Raw genomic sequence first — 17,426 nt, 5'->3', positions numbered from 1 at the left:
GCCCCCCGGGGCGCCCACCGCGGCCCGGGGGGGCGCCCCCGTGGGGGGCCCCCCCCCCCGCCGCTGCCCGGCACCGCTCCCGTCGGGGTGCCGGGCCGTCCAGTGCGGGATGTCGCTCGCGCGGGATGTCGGACGGGGTTGCTCAGGAGCGGTGCTGGACGGTGACGCTCGCGTCGAAGAAGTCGGCCAGGCCGCTGTAGAGGTATGCCGCTGCCCAGCCGTCGCCGAGGCGGGCACGCAGGTACAGGGCGGTCCAGCGGGCGGAGGTCTCGATCGCCGCGGTCTGGGCGAGCGTGGGGGGCGAGAGGTCGGGGCGGGCGCCGGTCGGGTTCTGGGTGTTCGTGAGGCTGTAGTGGTTGGCGCCGGTGATGGTGACCAGGGACGCGGGGCCGTCGACCAGTGCGCTGTAGGTCTGTTCGGCCTGCGCAGGCAGGGCCAGGCCGTCGCGGTCGCCCTGGACCAGGGCGACGGGGATGCCGTGCGTGTCGATGGGCAGCACACCGCCGCTCGCCGGATCGGCGGTGTTGGTCCCGTGGAAGACGGCCGCCTTGAGTTCGGCCGGACGCGGCTCGCCCGGCGGGACGCAGAAGGGAACCTGGCACGGCCCCTGGAGGGTGTGCAGCCCCGCGACCCCACCGAACGAGTGGCCGATCAGGACGAGGGAGCCGACGTCGATGCGCCCGGTCAGGGGGCCGGTGGCCGTCGCATTCTCGGCTTTGGCCCACAGGACCGTCCGGGCCGCCTGCTCCTGCACCGGGTACAGGCCCGGGACCCCGAAGATGATCCGGGTGTGGTCGGGGACCACCACGGCGAAGCCGTGGGAGGCCACGATTCTGGCGTAGGCCTCGTAGTGGGCGCGGCCGACATTCGCCCCCTGGAGCAGCAGTGCGACGGGCAAGTCGGCGCCGGCGGCCGGGTGGTAGACGGTGGCGGGGTCCCCGCCGACGGTCGTCTCGTAGGAGGACACGGCGGCCTGCGAAGCGGGCGCGGCGGCCTCGGCGGCGGCAGATGCGGTCGACGCGGCCGGCTGGGCGGAGGCGGATACGGGGGCGGCGGCCGTCACGGTGAACGTCGCGGCAATGGCGAGACCCGTGAGCCTGGGCAGGCGGGACATCGTCAAGGAGGGCTCCTGGGGGTGGCGGGGCGGGTTGACCGGGGGATGTGATGCGTTTCGCTCTTAGGAACAATGTTTCCTTGTGCGAATTCTTGATGCCACACCCGGCCATCCGTCAAGACCTGCGTCCGCGCTGCCTCCGCCGCTGTTCCAAGGGCTCGTTCGCGTTGACACTCCGAGACGGCCTCGATTACGTTCTTGGAGACAGCGTTTCGACTAAGGAAACGCATGACCAGGGATCGGGGGAGCCGGGTGGCCGTGGACGGCGGAGTGTTCCGCGAGGTGCTGGGGTTGTGGCCGACCGGCGTCAGCATCGTGACCACGGTCGCCGACGGCACCCGGCACGGCATGACGGCCAGTTCGGTGAGCAGCGTCAGCGCCGATCCCCCGCTGATCTCGGTGTGCGTCAACCGCAGCCAGCAGACCCACCGGCTCGTCGCCGGGTCGGGCGTGTTCGCCGTGAGCATCCTCGGACGCGACCAGACCAGGCTCGGACGGGTGTTCGCCGGGATGGAGCCGCAGGTCCGGGACCGCTTCGCCGACGGCCTGTGGAAGACCTGCGGAACAGGTGCCCCGGTCCTCGCGGACGCCGTGGCATGGCTCGACTGCACGGTCGAGCACGCGTACCCCGGAGGAGACCACACGATCTTCGTCGGCCGGGTGCAATCCGCTGCCCGGGGCCGTGCCGTCGCCCCGCTGCTCTACCACTCCCGCTCCTGGGGGCAGATCGCCGATCCGCTGCCGGAGTCGGTGAGCGTCGCCGACGTCGGGCTCGCCGACGCCCTGGCCCGGAGGTGGGTCGCTCCGGAGACCGTCGAGCACCTCACCTCGGTCGTACGCGCGGCCGGCGCACGGACGCGCATCGACATCAAGTCGGCGCCGCCCGGCGCGCCTCCTGCGCAGGCCGCGCACGTATCCGCGCTGGTGCGCGACCCCTGCGACATCACCGAGGCACTGTCCCGAGGCGCCGGCATCGTCGAGATCAGCCCCACCGGAGGCGACGCGACGGCGCTCGCCGCCCGGGCGCAGGAACACGGGCTGGACATCGTCGTCCGCGTGCCGCATGCCTTCGCCGTGGGCTCTGCGGACCGGGTGCGCGCCGCTGTCGACGAGGCGCTGGGACTGGGTTGCGCGGAGCTCTGCCTGGAGGAGGGGAGCGAAGCGGCCTCCCCGCTGCACATCCGGACCGTCGTGCAGGACGCCGTGGTCCGGGCTCGCCCCACCCCCGTGCGCGTCGCCCTGCGCGAACACAACGGCCTTGGGCTCGCGAACGCCCTGACCGCCATGAAGAGCGGCGTGCGCATGTTCGACACGACGCTCGGCGGCGTCGACGGAAGGCTGTCGACCGAGGGGCTGCTCTACCTGGCCGCGCGGCTCGACATCAGCAGCGTCACGGATCCGACCGCGATCGCCCGGGCCGCACGGGAACTCGAAAACCTTTGGGGTGCGCGGCGCCCGCTCGGCCCGGACCCGGACCGCCCCGACCACTGACCGCCGGCCCGCAACGCGGTGCCCCGAGCAGACAGAGAGACCACATGCCCGACGTGAACGTAGCGGCTCCGCCCCCCGGAACGCCGGTACCCGAGGCCCGGCCGGCGCTGACCGCCTGGCGGCTCCTCGACGTGATGTCCCCGGAGGAGCAGGCCAGAGCGGCCCTTGTCGAAGGAGTGCTTCCGGCGCTCCGCGCGGCAGCGGAACATGCCGATGCAGAAGGCGCCTTCCCGCGCGGCCATGTCGAGCTGCTGCGCGAGGCGGGGCTGCTCGGCCTGGTGATCCCGCGCGAGTACGGCGGCTTGGGCGGCGGCCTGCGCGACCTGGCCGCCGCGACGTTCGCGATGGGCACCGCCTGCCCGTCCACGGCGCTGGCGTACTTCTTCCACAACACCAGCGCCTCGCGGGGACTCCTTCCTTTGGAAGCCATCGCGGCCGGCCTGTTCGCCGACGACGAGGTGCCGGTCGTCCAGGCGTTCGCCGGGAAAGTCCTCACCCGCATGGCCGGCGGCACGTGGCTGGCGAACTTCGCCAGCGAATCGGCCAAGAGCGCAGGCGCGAACATCGCCATCGCCACCACCGCCCGTCCCGTCCCGGGCGGGTGGCTGCTGGACGGCGAGAAGTCCTTCGGGTGCGCGACCGGCGTCGCGGACACCTACCTGGTCACCGCGCGCATCGAAGGCGACGACAGCCCGGACGGGCTCGCCGTCTTCCTCGTGCCCCGCGAGGCCGACGGCGTCGTGTCGCGGACCCCGTCCCCCGGCCTGGGCATGCGCGGCTCGGCGAACCACGGCATCCGCCTCGACTCCGTGTACGTGCCCGCGGACGAAGCCCTCACCCTGCCGGGCGCGTTCACCCGCATGCTCAAGGTCAGCCGCGGCAGCTTCGTCGGCAACCAGCTGGCCATTTCCGCGGTATACGTCGGGGCCGCCCAGCACGTCTACGACGAAGCGCTGCAGCGCATCACCACCAAGACGTTCGCCGACACCGGCCGCCCCGTCGCGTCCAGCCCGATGCACCAGGTCCTCGTCGGCGAGATGACCCAGCAGCTCGAGACCGCGTACCTCTGGCTCCGCCGCCAGATCGACCTGGAGACCTCCGAACCGCCCCTGCGGCCGAAGGCGGACGAGCACCGCCAGTGGCGCCTCGGCAAGGGCACCGTCTGCGAGGCCGCGTTCGCCGTCGCGGTCGGGGCCCTGAAGAGCTGCGGGACTTCGGCCGCCACGATGGACGGCGTGATCGGGCGTACCCTGCGAGACCTCGCCATGGGGCTCGTGATGACGTTCCCCGCCGAACGAGGACGACTGGAGGCCGCGCAGATGGTGACCAGTGCCCGGGAGAACGACCTGTTCGCCGTGGTGCCCTCATGAACGGCGACCTGCCGGTGACGGTGCCGCCGCACCGGGATCTGGTGGCGGGGACGTGGCAGCCCTGCGCGGACGATCTCGGCAGCGTGCTGTTGGAAGACCCCTCGACCGGCGAGGTTCTCGGGCCGGCCCGGGCCACCGGCCCGGACCGCGTCGAGCACGCTCTGGTCGCCGCGGCGGACCTCGCGGGAGCAGGTGCCTGGGCGGACCCGGACACCCGGGCCGACGTCCTGGACGCCGTCGCCGACGCCGTCGACAAGCGCGTCCCCGACATCGTCGCCCTGGAAGCGTTCGCCACCGGGGTCCCGCTCGCGCAGACCCGCATCCTTGGCGTGATCATCGCCGGTGCCTTCCGGCTGGCCGCCGACCGGATCCGCGCCGGGGTGCTGTACGAGGAACACCGGCGCCACGACGGCCGGACGGTGCACGTCCACCGGCGGCCGCTGGGCGCGGGCGTGGGCCGCGTCCCGGGGTCGCCCCCGGCGCCGCGGCCCGCCCACAAGGCGGCCAGCGCCCTGGCCGCGGGCTGCCCGGTGATCCTCAAACCCAGCGAACTGGCCCCCTACGGAACCCAGCTGCTCGCCGAGAGCATCGCCGACGTGCTCGCCGAGCACGGGCAGCCGTCCGCGGCCTTCCAGTTCCTGCACGGGGACGCCCGCACCGGGGCCGCGCTGGTCGCCGACCACCGGGTGCGCGCCGTGTCGTTCACCGGCGGAACCCAGGGCGGCATCGCGGTCGGCCGGGCGTGCGCGGAGCGCATGGTCCCGGCGCAGCTGGAGCTCGGCGGCTGCAACCCGCTGGTCGTGATGCCCGACGCCGACCCCGCTGCCGCGGCCGCCATGGCCGTGGACCTCCTCACCACCCTCAACGGCCAATGGTGCCGCGCATTGGGCAGGCTCATCGTCCCCGCCGCGCTCCGGGACCCCGTGCTCGAGGCCGTCGCCGAGGAACTCGGCACGCTGCGGACCGGGCCGGCTACAGAAGCATCCACCGAGTACGGACCGCTCGTGCACAGCACGCACCGCCGACGCATCCGCGATGCCGTCACCCGGTTCACCCGCCACGGCGCGGCCCGAGAGCATGCCTGGACCGACGTGCCCGAGCACGGCAACTACCTCGCCCCCACGCTGGTCACCGGGGTGCCCCTCGAGGCAGCCCTGGACGAGGTGTTCGGGCCCGTGGCCACCGTCCACACCTACACCGACCTGGACCAGGCCGTCGCGATCGCCAATGCCGGCGTCCTCGGGCTCGAAGGCTACGTGGCCGGCACCGACGAGGAAGCCGCCCTGGCTGTCGCCGAGCGCGTGGGCGCCGGAGAGGTCAAGGTCAACGGTTCGAGCATCATGAGCCTGCACATGGACACCCCGCGGCCTGCGTGGGGAATGTCGGGGCTGGGCGACGAGGGCACGGTCGAGACGCTGCGCCTGTTCACCGGGGCCCGCGTCGTCGGTGTGGAGAACGCACGCGCCCTGCACCGGCCGCAGCGCGGAGGCGCGACGTGAGCCGCGTCCTGGTCGCCGGAGCCGGACCCGTCGGTCTGACCGCGGCGCTCACGCTTGCCAGGCGGGGGATACCGGTCACGGTGTTCGAATCCGGCAGCGGCCTTGCGGCCGAGTCGCGGGCCTCCACGTTCCATCCGCCGACGCTGGAGATGCTGGCGGGGCTGGGCGTGCACGGGCGGCTCGACCGACTCGGTCTGCGCGCACCCGTCTTCCAGTACCGGGAACGCGCCGGAGGCGTCGTCGCGGAGTTGGACATGGGCCTGCTCGCCGACGTGACGCCGTACCCATACCGGCTGCAATGCGAGCAGAACAAGCTCACGCCTCTGCTCCTCGCCGAGCTGGAACTCCTCGCCGGCTGCGAGGTGATCTTCGGTGCGTCCGTGGCCGAGGTGCATCCGTCGGCCGGACACGTCGACGTGCGCCTGGCGTCCGGCCGTACCGTGCGCGGCGCCTGGCTGATCGGCGCCGACGGCGCACACTCCGCGGTACGCCGCAGCCTCGGGCTGGAATTCGAGGGCTCGACCTATCCCGAGCGCTTCCTCGTGTGCTCCGTCGCGGACGAACTGCGCGACCATCTCGCTGACTTGGCCTCGATCGCCTACGTACTCGACCCGCGCGAGTGGCTGGTCATGCTCCGGACTCCGGACCACTGGCGGATTCTGATGCCGGTCGCCGACGGAGTCCCCGACGCGGCAGTCCTGGACCCGGACGGCATCCAGCGCCGATTGCGCGCGGTCGCCGACTTCGGGCAGGACTGGGATGTCCGCGACGCAAGCGTGTACCGCGTCCATCAGCGCGTGGTGCGCGACTTCCGGGCCGGCCGCGTCCTGCTGGCCGGGGACGCGGCACACGTCAACAACCCCCTCGGGGGGCTCGGCATGAACAGCGGCATCCACGACGCGGTGCACCTCGGCACTGCGCTCGCCGCGGTGACCGCCGGCGCCCCGGACGCGGTGCTGAGCGCGGCCTCGGCCGAACGCCGCGCCATCGCCCGGGACTACGTCGGTGCCGCGTCGCACCGCAACTGGGAGCGGTTGCGGGCCGACGACCCCGCCGCCCAGGCCGCGCATCGCGCCGAACTGCGCGGACTGGCCGCGGACCCGCGTCGCGCGCGCAGCCATCTGCTCCGGACCTCGATGATCGCTTCGCTCCGGCCGGAGGCGGCATGAGCGCAGGGAAGGTCGTCCGGGAGAATCCCGCCCGGTCCGACGAAGTCGTCGGCTCGGTCGCCGCTGCCGATGCGGGCGCCGTGGACGCGACCGTACGGCGCGCCGGACTCGCGCAGCGGTCCTGGGCCCGGAGGTCCGCGGAGGACCGGTGCGCAGCGCTGGCGGCCGCGGCGGAGGCCTTGGACGCGGAGCGGGCCGAACTCGGCCGGCTCCTGGCCCGGGAGTCGGGAAAGGTGCTGGCCGACGCCCAAGGCGAAGTCGGTTTCGCGGCAACGGTCTTGCGCTGGTACGCCGCGAACGCCCCGGCACTGCTGCGCGATCGCGAGATCGACGACGCGTCGGGCCGGCTGCTGCGGCGGCGCGTCCCCTACGGAGTGACGGCGGCGATCACGCCGTGGAACGCCCCGGTACTCCTCGCGCTCACCAAGATTGCTCCGGCGCTCGCCGCGGGCAACGCCGTGGTCGTCAAGCCCTCGCCCCTGTCGCCGCTGGCCGTCGACCGGGCCGTCGGATTGCTGGGGGAGCACATCCCGGAGGGGTTGCTCGGAGTGGTGCACGGCCACGCAGAGCCGACGCTCGCCCTTGCCGGGCACCGAGACGTCCGGAAGGTCGCCTTCACCGGCGGCGAAGCGGCGGCCTGTGCCGTCGCCGCCGCGTCGGCCGGGGCATTGAGCCCCACGACGCTGGAACTGGGCGGGAACGACCCGGTGCTGCTGCTGCCGGACGCGGATCTCTCCGATGCGGCCATGGACCGCCTTGTCATGGCCTCGTTCGCGACGTCGGGCCAGGTGTGCATGGCTGCCAAGCGCGTGTACGCACCGCGGGCCCGGCTGGACGAGATCCGGCACGCCTACCAGGCCGCCGCCGCCCGGGTCCTGCGGATCGGCGACCCGCTGGCCCCCGGGGTGACCCTCGGGCCGGTGGTGACCGCGGCTGCGCGGGACCGGGTCGACGCGCTGGTCCAGGACGCCCGGACACGCGGGGCCCGGGTCCTGGAACTGGGCTCGGTGTCCGCCGAAACCGATCTGGCGCGCGGCTACTTCGTCCGCCCGACACTGCTGCTGGATCTGGACGACGACGCCCCGGCGGTCGCCGAGGAGCAGTTCGGTCCCACGGTCCCGCTGCTGGCCTACGAGGACGAGGACGAGGCCGTGGCCCGGGCGAACGCGAGCGACCTGGGGCTGGGCGCATCCGTGTGGAGCGCGGACGAGGACAGGGCGTTCGCCGTCGCCGCGCGGCTGGAGGCGGGGTTCGTCTTCGTCAACACCCACAACCGCACGGGGATGTCGCTCCGCGCTCCGTTCGGCGGAGTCAAGCGCAGCGGCCACGGACGCGAGTACGGTGACGAGGGGCTGGCGGAGTACGTCCAGACCTGCGTGGTGCATGCGCCGGCCGCCTTCCGGCCCGGCGGGAGCGGATCGCCTCCCACCGCGTACCCCGCCTGACCGGGCAGCCGACCCGTCAGACCGCGCTGTCCACGACGGCGCGTCCGGCAAGCCTGGGCCGCAGCCACGCCGCCGCCTCCAGATGCACCGGGTGGTCCTGGTAGCCGCGCAGTTCCTCGCGCGACGTGTGCGTGGTGATCAGGCACAAATGGAACTGCGGGAGGGGCAGGTCGGGACCCTGCTCGGCCACCGCCAGGTCCACGTCCACGGTCAGCGAGGCGATCTCCGCCACCCGGCCGTGCATGCCTTGCAGCAGGTCGCGGGCGGGGAGCGCGTCCGCCGGTTCGATGAAGCGCATCAGGACGACATGGGATATCACGCCGACACCTCCTCGTAACGGCCGACGACTGTTGCGCCGGTGCCCGCGAGTGTATGTTTGGGAAACGCTGTTCCGCTAGGGGAATCACTTGCGACGGACGTCAGGAGTGGCATTGAGCGAGGACACGAGCGCGGAGACGGTCCGCGTGGCCGCCGTGCAGTTCGCCGTCGGCACGGACCGTGCGGCGAACCTTGCCACGTGTCTGCGGATGATCGACGAGGCTGCGGCGACCGGGGCGAAGATCATCGTCCTTCCGGAATTCTGCAACCACCTCTCCTGGTACACCGACCGGGCCGCCGCGCACTTCGCGGCCTGCCGCGAGGGCGACGAGTTCCTGACCGCGCTCGGCGAGCGGGCCGCACGCCACCGCGTCTACCTCAAGACCGGCGTGACGTGGGCCCACCCCGACCGGCGGACCACCGGAACCGGAGTGCTGCACGGCCCCGACGGCTCCCTGCTCGCCCGCGCGGACAAGCAGGTCCTCATGGGGGCCGAGCGCGACGCCCTCGACCCCGCGGACGAACTCGGTCCGGTGCTGGACACCCCGTACGGGCGGGTCGGTATGTACGCGTGCCTCGAAGGCGTCTACAACGAGACCGCGCGCGGCCTGGCCGTGCGCGGCGCGCAGATCCTGCTCAACAGCCTCAACTCCTTCGCCGTCGACGAGGCGTCCCTGCACGTTCCGGTCCGCGCGGCGGAGAACCGGGTCTGGGTGGTCGCCGCCAACAAGGTCGGTCCCCTCGTCCCCGACGAGGTGGCCGAGACGGTGGCGGCCGGGCTCGGCATCCCGGTGGCGTGGCTGCACGGTGCCGGTGAAAGCCGCATCGTGGCCCCGGACGGCACCGTCGTCGCCACGGCCCCCCGCACCGGCGAGGCGGTCGTCGTCGCGGACATCGATGTCGGCACCGCCACCGACAAGAAGCGCCCGGACGGGACCGACGTCCTCGCGGCCCGGCGGCCCGAGCTGTACGGCCCGATCGCCGCGCCCTCGGCACCGACCGGGGACGCCCCCGGCAGCGACCGTGCCCTCGCGCGCGTCCTGTGTCCGAACGGCAGCGGACACGAAGCCCTGGACGACGCGGCCCGCCTGTTGCGGGACGCCGTGCGCGATGCGGTGGACCTGGCAGTCCTCCCCGAGCTCTTCACCCGCGAGCACGGCCGCGCGGACCGCGAACCGGGCGGCCCCGAAGCGGCGTTCGTGCTCAAGACACTCGGCGCCGCGCTGCACGGCGGCACGACCTACGCCGTGTGCAGCCTCCCGTCCGCCGACGGCCGCGCCCACGTCGGTTACCTCCTCGGACCGCGCGGGATCGTGCACCGCCAGGAGCAACTGCACACCTGTGCCCGCCATGCCGCCTGGGCCGACCGGTACGCCGACGCCGTCACCGTGGCGCAGCTGCCGTTCGGTCGCGTCGCGATCGTCGTCGGCGACGACACCATCTACCCGGAGGCCTTCCGGCTCGCCGTCCTGGCCGGCGCCGAGATCGTAGCCGTGCCCTTCACCCCGTGCGAAGAATGGGAGCTCTCCCTCGGGCTGCCGGAGCGGGCCGCGGAGAACCGGCTGAACGTGGTCGCCGCCGGCCGGCCGGCCCACCCCGGCGGACCGGCGGGCGCCGTGCTGTCCCTGCCGGCGGACTTCACCCTGTGGACGCCCTGGGACGGCCCCTTCACCGGCCGCATCAGCCACCCCGACATCACGGTCGCCACCGGACCGGCGACCACCGCCGAGATCCGCCCCGCGCTGGCGGCGAACCGCCAGGTCTCCCGGGGCACCGACCTCGTCGACGGCCGGCCCTGGCAACTGGCCGGCGTACTGTCCGCGGCCACGCCCCCGCTGCACCGGACGTAAAGCAGCACCCCGCCATCCCGCACCGCACCGCCGACCTCGCACAGGAAAGGCACCGCGCCATGACGGAGACGGTTCGCCACGTCGAGTCCATGCTGGACGACTCCCCGGTCGTCGACGTCACCCCGACGTTCCATGCCTGGCAGACCCTGCTCGCCGAACTGAAAGCCAAGATCGACGCCCGCTTCGCCCTGACCCTCGACCCGTCCACCCGCGAACTGGCCACCTTCGGCAACCCGCCCGAATCGCCGGGCGGCAGCCTGCAGGCCTACACCGGACCCGAGGTCGACTGGATGGTCCACTCCTGGCTCGGCAACCCCACCGCCAGCTTCGCCAACCTCCACCTGACCGTGTGGCTCGGTCCGCAGATCCGCGTACCGCACCTCGGCATCGCCCTGCTTGTCTGGCCGGAGGGCTGGTTCTTCGTCGACTCGGTCCCGCGCACCCAACTGCTCGCCGACGGCGACTACTACGACCGCTACTACGCGCCGCTGGAGAAGGACTGGCTGCGGATCCGCCAGGAGTACGACAAGTTGGCCTGGTTCACCAGCCCCACCGGGTTCATCCGCGGCAGCCTGTCGCCGACCGCCTATTGCTACTCGATGCCGACCACCGACGACTACCTGGAACTGGTCAGGGAACTGACGCACGCCCACGTCGACCGCTGGCTGCAGTGGGTCGACGAGGCCGACGAAGTGCCGGAGGACGAGCAGGCCGCGCTGGCCGCCACCGACCTGGAGATCCGGCGCAACATCGCGGAACGGGACCCGGCCAACGCCCTCGGCGTGCGCTACTTCGGCGCCGAGACCACGGACCGGCTGGTGCGCGCCCTGTGGGGCGGCGACCGCGAGATACCGAGGCCGGGCGCGTGACCCGTGCAGAGGTGCGTTCCCTGTGGTGGGCCATACGAGTACCGGGGAACGAAGCGCCCTACGACACGGCACACCTGCGGGTGTATTACCCGGCGCGACGCTCCGGTACGGACCACGAACGGCTCACCGGGACGGTACCCGCGGTACGTGCCGCCCGCCGCTATCCCGTCGCCGTCGTCCTTTCCGGCGTCAACGTCGGCCAGGACTCCTACCGGCACTTGGCCGTGCGTCTCTGCCAAGCCGGACTGGTCGCGGTCACCTGCGACTTCGTCTCCGTCCTGCCCGATGGCGCAGTCGCCACGGGGCCGGGGATCGATGTCACCGCGGTCGTCCCCGGGGGCTACGGAGAGGGGGCCACGACCCCGTTGCCGGCTGCCCTCCTGAAGGCACTGTCGGACATCGCCGCACCGGAGAGCGGCACCCCCCTTGCCGGGCTCCTGGACCTCGGCCGCATCGCCTGGGGCGGACACTCGGCCGGCGGCACGCTCGCCCTCCAGTCCGCCGGATTCCTGCCCGGCACGTGCGCGGTCTTCGCCTACGGCGCGCACACCCGCGCCGCCACCATGCTCGGCTGGCCGGCCGGCACGTACCTGGACGTCCGGCCGGGCGCGCCGGTGCTGCTGGCGGCCGGGGGCAGAGACGGTGTCATCGCGGCCAGCGCCGACCGCTACGGCGACAGTGCGGACGGAAAGGCAGCGGAGGACCCGGTCGCCCGCACCTTCGACGAGGCGCTTCCGGACGGCGACGGGCAGCACCTCCTCGTCGTCTTCCCCGACGCCGGGCACTTCGCCCTCGCCCATCCGCTGGACCCGACCTCGGCGCGGTCGTTCCTCGAAGACGGAGCATTCGACACCGCGTACCACGAAGCCGTCGCCGACGTCGTCGCCGACTTCTGTGCGGCCCACCTTGCGGACGATCCGTCGGCGCGCGACCGCCTCTACCCCTCCGAAAAGCACGGCACGTATCCGAACGGCGCTCGCTTCCGCAGGCGCTGACGCCGCTGCGGAAACGGGCACGAGAACCGGCAGGAGCACGGATGTTCAAGAACTTCTGGTATGCCGTCGAGTTCACCGAGCGCGTCGGCCGCACCCCGGTCCAGGTGGTGTGCCTGGGCCAGCGCCTCGTCTTGTACCGCACAGCCGCGGGCCGCGTCGCCTGCCTGTCGGACCTTTGCGCACACCGCGGTGCCGCACTGTCGGGCGGCACCGTGGTCGGCGAGACCATCGAATGCCCTTACCACGGATGGCGGTTCGGTGCCGACGGTGGCTGCCTCAGGATCCCGGCCAATCCGCCTGGCAGGGCCATTCCGCCCAAGGCGCGGGTGGACGCCTACCCCGTGGAGGAACGCTACGGATTCGTGTGGGTGTACCTGGGCGACCTCCCCGAGGCCGACCGGCCGCCCATCCCCGAATGGCCCGAGTTCGGCGATCTCGTCCAGGACGGCGGCACGTTCCGGGCAGTCACCGGCGAGTACCTATGGCACAGCAACTACGAGCGCATCCTCGAAAACGGCTGCGACATCGCGCACACGCCCTTCGTGCACGCCGGCTCCTTCGGCAACCCGGAACGCCCCGAGGTGGAGGACTACGCGCTCGACGAGACCGAGTGGAGCGCCTTCGCCACCGTGCGGCTCCACCCCCCGGCGGCCAAGGGTCTGTGGTCCCGCCTGTACCGCACCTCCGGATCGCTCGCCGAGCGGCCGCCGGTGACCGTGAGCGCCGGCTGGATGTTGCCGAACATGATCAAACTCCACGTCCGGCTGCCGCTCGGCAACATGATCATCTACGACACGAACATTCCCGTCGACGCGAACACCACCCTCGTCAAATGGGTCGCGCTGCGCGACTTCTTCACCGGCAGCTGGGCGGACGCGAACGCGCGCAAGCGGGTCCTGAAGATCTTCGGACAGGACGCGCCGGTGGTGGATGCCGTCCGCCCCGAACTTCTCCCCGCCGACCTGGGCGCCGAACTGCACCTGAAGTCCGACCTGGTGTCGGTCGCCTACCGGCGGCGGCGCCGGCAACTGGCCGACCTCGGCTGGCTGGTCGGACCCGCGGACACCATCGACGGCGGCGCGACGGGGCGCGACGCGGTCGTCATCGCCTCGCCCGGCCGGCGCAACGTCCCCGAGCTCGCCCGGGCGTGGGCGCAGAAGAGCCGCGACGCCGTTCCGACGGCTTCCCCCGACAACGAAAGCACTTTGACCACCGCTGACTTCGCAGGAAAGGACTCCGCGTGACCGAAACGGCCGCCCGCGGTGCCGCCCCGACCGGGAACCGCAGTCTGTCGGCTGCGCTGTGCGAGGACGTGGTCGCGAAGCTCGTCGCCGCCTCCGACCTCATCGAGACCTCCGCGACCGTGCTCGCCACCACGGCGGGGCATCCGGCCGGACGCCTCAGGGTGTTCGAGGGGGAGGCGGTGGCGCACGCGGTGTACATCGCGCTGACCGTGCCCGCCATCGGCCTGGACAGCCACATGGTGTTCGCCTTCGGGCCGGCGCAGTCCTGCCTCCCGCACTTCACGCTCGACTCCGTGGCCACCGGCGACGCCTACGCCTTCCACCTCGACCTCGTCCAGCGCGCCGACTTGGCCGTCCATCTCGACTACATGGACGCCGTCTACGGGCCCTTGACCGAGACGTACCTCGGCGCCCGAGCGCTGCCGGGGCTCACCGAGGCCGCCATCGGCCCGCGGCAGCGCGCGCTCATGTCGCCGTGGATGCTGGTCCACCGCGCGAGCGAGGAAGCATTCCGCGCCATCGACGGGCCAGTCCACGCCTACCTCGACCACTGGCTCGCCCTGGCCGCCGACGGCGTGCCCAAGGCCGTGGCCGGCACACTCGCCGGCACCGACCTGCCGGAGCGCGACAGGGCGCTGCGCCGCCTGCTGTTCAGCCGCGACGTCGACCCGGTGTGGGCCCAGGTGTCGCGGCTGCTCGGCGACGAGGAGACCGACCGCCTGCGCGCGCTCCTCGTCCACGGCCCGTCGACCGACGCACACGAAAAGGGAGACCGCAGTGACGTCCTCTGACACCACCCCGGACAAGGCCGCCGGGCCCAGTGCCTGGCAGCGGCGGATCGCCGGTGAATGGCACGGCAGGCCCTCGCTGTTCGACGCCGAGGGAACCTGGGCCGGCTACGAGGACATCAAGCGCTCCTCGGTGTACCGCGACGGCGCCACGACGTACTACATGGACGGGGGACTCGAGGGCGGCGGCCCGCTGGCCGGCCGCTTCCGCCTGGGGGCCCCGTTCGCTTTCGGCGTGGCCGACGCGGACACCGACCGCATCTACGAGGGACCGGACTTCCACGGGTCGGGGCAGCCCTACGGCTCGTTCGTCGACGCGCGCTACTACGGGCCCGGCTGGCAAGTCGGCCTGAACACGTGGAACCAAGTCCTGGACGACGGCATGACGCAGGTCTATTCGTCCGTGCTCTACGAGGGCTGGGCTGTCGTCGGCTGCTTCAACGGCCTGTACACCCGCACCACGGAGCCGGAGCTCGACGCCGAGGCCTCGGCCCGGGTGGCGGAGCTGCTGGCCGCGGAAACCCGGTGCGGCCCCGTGCCTTTCGTCCTGCCGACCAAGGAACGGGGCACGTACGCCGGGCGGTGTGAACTGTGGACGGCCGACCAGAAGCCGGCCGGGACCGTCGAGGTCGCCGTCGAGCTGCAACCGGTGGACCTGCTGCGCACCCGGCATCACGTGACGTGGAGCGGCGCCCTGGAGCGGGAGTTCACCGTGGAACGGCGCCGGGACGGGAACCGCTCCTTCCTCGAAGGACCCGACGCCTGGGGGAGCGCGCGGGCGTTCGGGCGCGCGAACTTCCCCGTGTGGCACCTCGCCGGCGAAGCCGTCGAGGTGAAGGGCCGCGAGTTCGCCGTGGACGCCGCCCCCGGCATGAACGCCGGCCGGCAACTCGCCGTCGTCTACGAGCTGTCCGCCGGGAACCGCCTGGAGTCGGTGCTGCACGGCACCCTGACCTGGCAGCCGGCCGCGTGACCGCGGGACAGGACGGCCGCGTGGTCGTCGTCACCGGGGGTACCCGCGGCATCGGTCTGGGCCTGGTGCAGGCACTGCTCGACCGCGGCTGCCGCGTCGCGCTCTGCGGCCGGAGCGAGGCCTCGGTGGCCGCTGCCGTGGCCGCGCTGGATGCGGCTGCCGACCGCGTCCTGGGGCGGAGCGCCGACGTGGCGGACCGCCGCCAGGTCCAAGAACTCTGGGACGCTACTGCTGCCGCGTACGGGCGGGTCGACGTGTGGATCAACAACGCCGGGGCAACTACCTCGCGCAAGCCGCTATGGCAGCTGCCCGCGGACCAGGTCGACACCGTGGTCGCAGCGAACCTCCTCGGGGTCGCGCACGGATCCGCGGTCGCCCTCGCCGGTTTCACCGCGCAAGGCTCCGGCGACCTGTGGAACATGGAGGGGTTCGGGTCCGACGGCCGCACGCTGCCGGGCCTGGCGACGTACGGATCGACCAAGCGCGCGGTCACGTACCTCACCACGGCCCTCGCCAAGGAAGCGGCTGCCCACAGCACCGGCGTCCGCGTCGCCCATCTGTCTCCGGGCATGGTCGTGACCGATCTGCTGACGCACGACTACTCCGATGCCGAACTCGCGCAGGCCGCAAAGGTGTTCAGGATCCTGGCGGACCGCGTCGAGACGGTCGCCCCGTGGCTTGCCGACCGCGTCCTGGAGGGCGCCCGGAACGGTGGGCGCGTGGCATGGCTGACCCGGCGGAAGGCCATGGGCAGGTTCCTCGCCGCCCCCATTCGCCGACGCGATCCCTTCGCCCCCTCGGAGGCCGCGGCGTGAGCACCCAGGACTACCCGCTTGCGCTCGCCTTGGAGGACTTCGTCCCCGTCGCCCTCACCGGCACCGGGCTGGCCCTGCTGGTCGGCCACCTTGCGAGAGTGCGGTCGGGCGCGGCCGCAAGGCGGTGGCTTCCCGGGGCGGGCGCAGCTCTTGTCGTCCTCGGCGGCTCGGCCAAGGCCGTATGGAAGCTGATCGTCGCCGCCGACGGCCCCGACCTGGTCTGGCTGGAGAGCCTGCTCTTCCCTTGCCTGGGCACCGGGTTCGCGCTGGTGGGCCTTGCGCTGTACGAGATGCGCCGCGAGTCCGCCGGCGTTCCCCCTGCCAGGTACACGCCGTGGGCGGTCTTCGGGCTGTGCGTCCTCGCGATCACCGCCGCCGCTCTGGTCCGTGCCACGTGGCCGGTCCTTCTCCTGACCGTCGCGGCCAGTACCGCCACTGCGGTCATGCTGGTCCTGCGGGCCAAGCGGGATGGGGACACGACGGCCGCGTGTCTCTTCGCGGGTTGGCTCGCCGGGATGCTGATCCTCGGACCGCTGGCCGGCCGCGCGGATCAGACCGTGGCCCTGCAATGGGTCGAGCAACTGTGCAACACCGCCACGCAGGGCCTCTTTGCGCTCGGCGCGTGGCGGCTCGCCCGGCGTACGGCTCCGGTGAACCCTTCCCTCGAATCCGCGGCGGTGCACCCGTGACAGATGCCCTCGGCTGGCGGCGCAAGTTCGGAGTGATCGCGCCCAGCACGAACACCATCGTCGAACCCGACTTTTACCGCATGGCGGTCCCGGGCGTCACCGCCCACTTCTCCCGGATCCACATCCGGGACCAGAGCATGGACGGCGACGCCGGCTTCGAGCGCCTTCTCGAACAGATCCGGGCCGAGATCGGCGCGGCCTGCGAGCGCGTGCTGACCTGCGAACCCGAGGCCATGGTCATGGGAATGAGCGCCGAGACCTTCTGGGGCGGTGTCGAAGGCAATCGTGCCTTCGTCAAGCAGATCCACGACCTCACCGGTCTGCCCGTCACCACCGGAGCGGAGGCCTGCGAGCGCGCGCTGAACCTCTACGGAGCCCGCCGCATCGCGGTGGTGACCCCGTACCAGCCCGTCGCCGACGAGAATGTCCGGCAGTTCTTCACCGAACTCGGCTTCGATGTCGTCGCGGTCAAGGGCCTGCGCTGCCCGACCGCGGTGTCCATCGCCCACGTCGACGAGCGCACTTTGCGCGAGGCGCTGGTCGAGCTGGACGCACCCGACGTCGACGCCTTGGTCCAGTGCGGCACCAACCTGTCCATGGTCGGCCTCGCGGACGAGGCCGAACGATGGTTGGGCAAGCCTGTCCTGGCCATCAACGCCGCGACGTGGTGGATGGCCCTGCGCTCGCAGGGCATCGACGACCGCGTCCACGGAGCCGGGAGCCTCCTGCGCGACCACTGACTCCCCGGATCGGCGTCAGCCATGACGATGTTCCGCAGAGGGAAACCATGCGGAGGT

General features: G+C 72.5%; 16 protein-coding genes. 14 read left to right on the top strand and 2 right to left on the bottom strand.

Going from position 1 to position 17,426, the window contains the following annotated elements; translation table 11 throughout:
- Positions 1-142 precede the first annotated feature (142 nt).
- Positions 143-1,114 carry an alpha/beta hydrolase family protein gene (locus LZ495_RS30685; RefSeq protein ID WP_235056215.1) on the bottom strand — a complete coding sequence of 324 codons (972 nt, stop codon included), beginning with the start codon at positions 1,112-1,114 and terminating at the stop codon, positions 143-145.
- Positions 1,115-1,342: 228 nt separating this feature from the next.
- On the opposite strand from LZ495_RS30685, the gene LZ495_RS30680 reads away from it, so the two are divergent.
- From LZ495_RS30680 to LZ495_RS30660, 5 genes are read left to right on the top strand one after another with little or no spacing between them, the layout of a single operon-like run.
- Complete coding sequence (locus tag LZ495_RS30680; RefSeq protein ID WP_235056202.1) at positions 1,343-2,605, top strand: flavin reductase; 1,263 nt, start codon at positions 1,343-1,345, stop codon at positions 2,603-2,605.
- Between the two features lie 44 nt (positions 2,606-2,649).
- Positions 2,650-3,975 (top strand): acyl-CoA dehydrogenase family protein, encoded by a 1,326-nt coding sequence (locus LZ495_RS30675; protein ID WP_235056201.1) that lies wholly within the window; start codon positions 2,650-2,652, stop codon positions 3,973-3,975.
- Positions 3,972-5,474 carry an aldehyde dehydrogenase family protein gene (locus tag LZ495_RS30670; RefSeq protein ID WP_235056200.1) on the top strand — a complete coding sequence of 501 codons (1,503 nt, stop codon included), beginning with the start codon at positions 3,972-3,974 and terminating at the stop codon, positions 5,472-5,474. Before LZ495_RS30675 ends, LZ495_RS30670 begins: the two co-directional genes overlap by 4 nt.
- Entirely contained in the window at positions 5,471-6,643 is a 1,173-nt protein-coding gene (locus tag LZ495_RS30665) for an FAD-dependent oxidoreductase (protein ID WP_235056199.1), read from the top strand. Before LZ495_RS30670 ends, LZ495_RS30665 begins: the two co-directional genes overlap by 4 nt.
- Positions 6,640-8,088 carry an aldehyde dehydrogenase family protein gene (locus LZ495_RS30660; RefSeq protein WP_235056198.1) on the top strand — a complete coding sequence of 483 codons (1,449 nt, stop codon included), beginning with the start codon at positions 6,640-6,642 and terminating at the stop codon, positions 8,086-8,088. The genes LZ495_RS30665 and LZ495_RS30660 overlap by 4 nt, the downstream gene beginning before the upstream one ends.
- 16 nt (positions 8,089-8,104) lie before the next feature.
- On the opposite strand, the gene LZ495_RS30655 is transcribed toward LZ495_RS30660, so the two are convergent.
- Entirely contained in the window at positions 8,105-8,407 is a 303-nt protein-coding gene (locus tag LZ495_RS30655; protein ID WP_235056197.1) for a Dabb family protein, read from the bottom strand.
- A gap of 112 nt (positions 8,408-8,519) precedes the next feature.
- Between LZ495_RS30655 and LZ495_RS30650 the strand changes: the two genes are divergently transcribed.
- From LZ495_RS30650 to LZ495_RS30610, 9 genes are read left to right on the top strand one after another with little or no spacing between them, the layout of a single operon-like run.
- Complete coding sequence (locus LZ495_RS30650; RefSeq protein ID WP_235056196.1) at positions 8,520-10,256, top strand: carbon-nitrogen hydrolase family protein; 1,737 nt, start codon at positions 8,520-8,522, stop codon at positions 10,254-10,256.
- A 59-nt stretch (positions 10,257-10,315) separates the two neighbouring features.
- The gene (locus tag LZ495_RS30645; RefSeq protein WP_235056195.1) at positions 10,316-11,125 is read left to right on the top strand and encodes a hypothetical protein; all 810 of its coding nucleotides are present in this window, start codon (positions 10,316-10,318) and stop codon (positions 11,123-11,125) included.
- A complete protein-coding gene (locus tag LZ495_RS30640) occupies positions 11,122-12,120 on the top strand; it encodes an alpha/beta hydrolase (RefSeq protein WP_235056194.1) in 999 nt (332 codons plus the stop codon). The genes LZ495_RS30645 and LZ495_RS30640 overlap by 4 nt, the downstream gene beginning before the upstream one ends.
- Positions 12,121-12,161: 41 nt before the next feature.
- The gene (locus LZ495_RS30635) at positions 12,162-13,364 is read left to right on the top strand and encodes an aromatic ring-hydroxylating dioxygenase subunit alpha (protein ID WP_235056193.1); all 1,203 of its coding nucleotides are present in this window, start codon (positions 12,162-12,164) and stop codon (positions 13,362-13,364) included.
- Positions 13,361-14,155, top strand: coding sequence for a hypothetical protein (locus tag LZ495_RS30630; protein ID WP_235056192.1), 795 nt, complete (start codon positions 13,361-13,363; stop codon positions 14,153-14,155). Before LZ495_RS30635 ends, LZ495_RS30630 begins: the two co-directional genes overlap by 4 nt.
- Positions 14,142-15,125 carry a hypothetical protein gene (locus LZ495_RS30625; RefSeq protein WP_235056191.1) on the top strand — a complete coding sequence of 328 codons (984 nt, stop codon included), beginning with the start codon at positions 14,142-14,144 and terminating at the stop codon, positions 15,123-15,125. The genes LZ495_RS30630 and LZ495_RS30625 overlap by 14 nt, the downstream gene beginning before the upstream one ends.
- Positions 15,122-15,940 carry an SDR family oxidoreductase gene (locus LZ495_RS30620; protein ID WP_235056190.1) on the top strand — a complete coding sequence of 273 codons (819 nt, stop codon included), beginning with the start codon at positions 15,122-15,124 and terminating at the stop codon, positions 15,938-15,940. Before LZ495_RS30625 ends, LZ495_RS30620 begins: the two co-directional genes overlap by 4 nt.
- A complete protein-coding gene (locus LZ495_RS30615) occupies positions 15,937-16,629 on the top strand; it encodes a hypothetical protein (RefSeq protein ID WP_235056189.1) in 693 nt (230 codons plus the stop codon). The genes LZ495_RS30620 and LZ495_RS30615 overlap by 4 nt, the downstream gene beginning before the upstream one ends.
- A complete protein-coding gene (locus LZ495_RS30610) occupies positions 16,626-17,369 on the top strand; it encodes a maleate cis-trans isomerase family protein (protein WP_235056188.1) in 744 nt (247 codons plus the stop codon). Before LZ495_RS30615 ends, LZ495_RS30610 begins: the two co-directional genes overlap by 4 nt.
- The last annotated feature ends 57 nt before the right edge of the window (positions 17,370-17,426 follow it).

The organism is Yinghuangia soli (assembly GCF_021502675.1).
GTDB lineage: Bacteria > Actinomycetota > Actinomycetes > Streptomycetales > Streptomycetaceae > Yinghuangia > Yinghuangia soli.
Note: the sequence above shows the minus strand (reverse complement) of the source record. Positions and strands in the feature narration are given on the sequence as shown.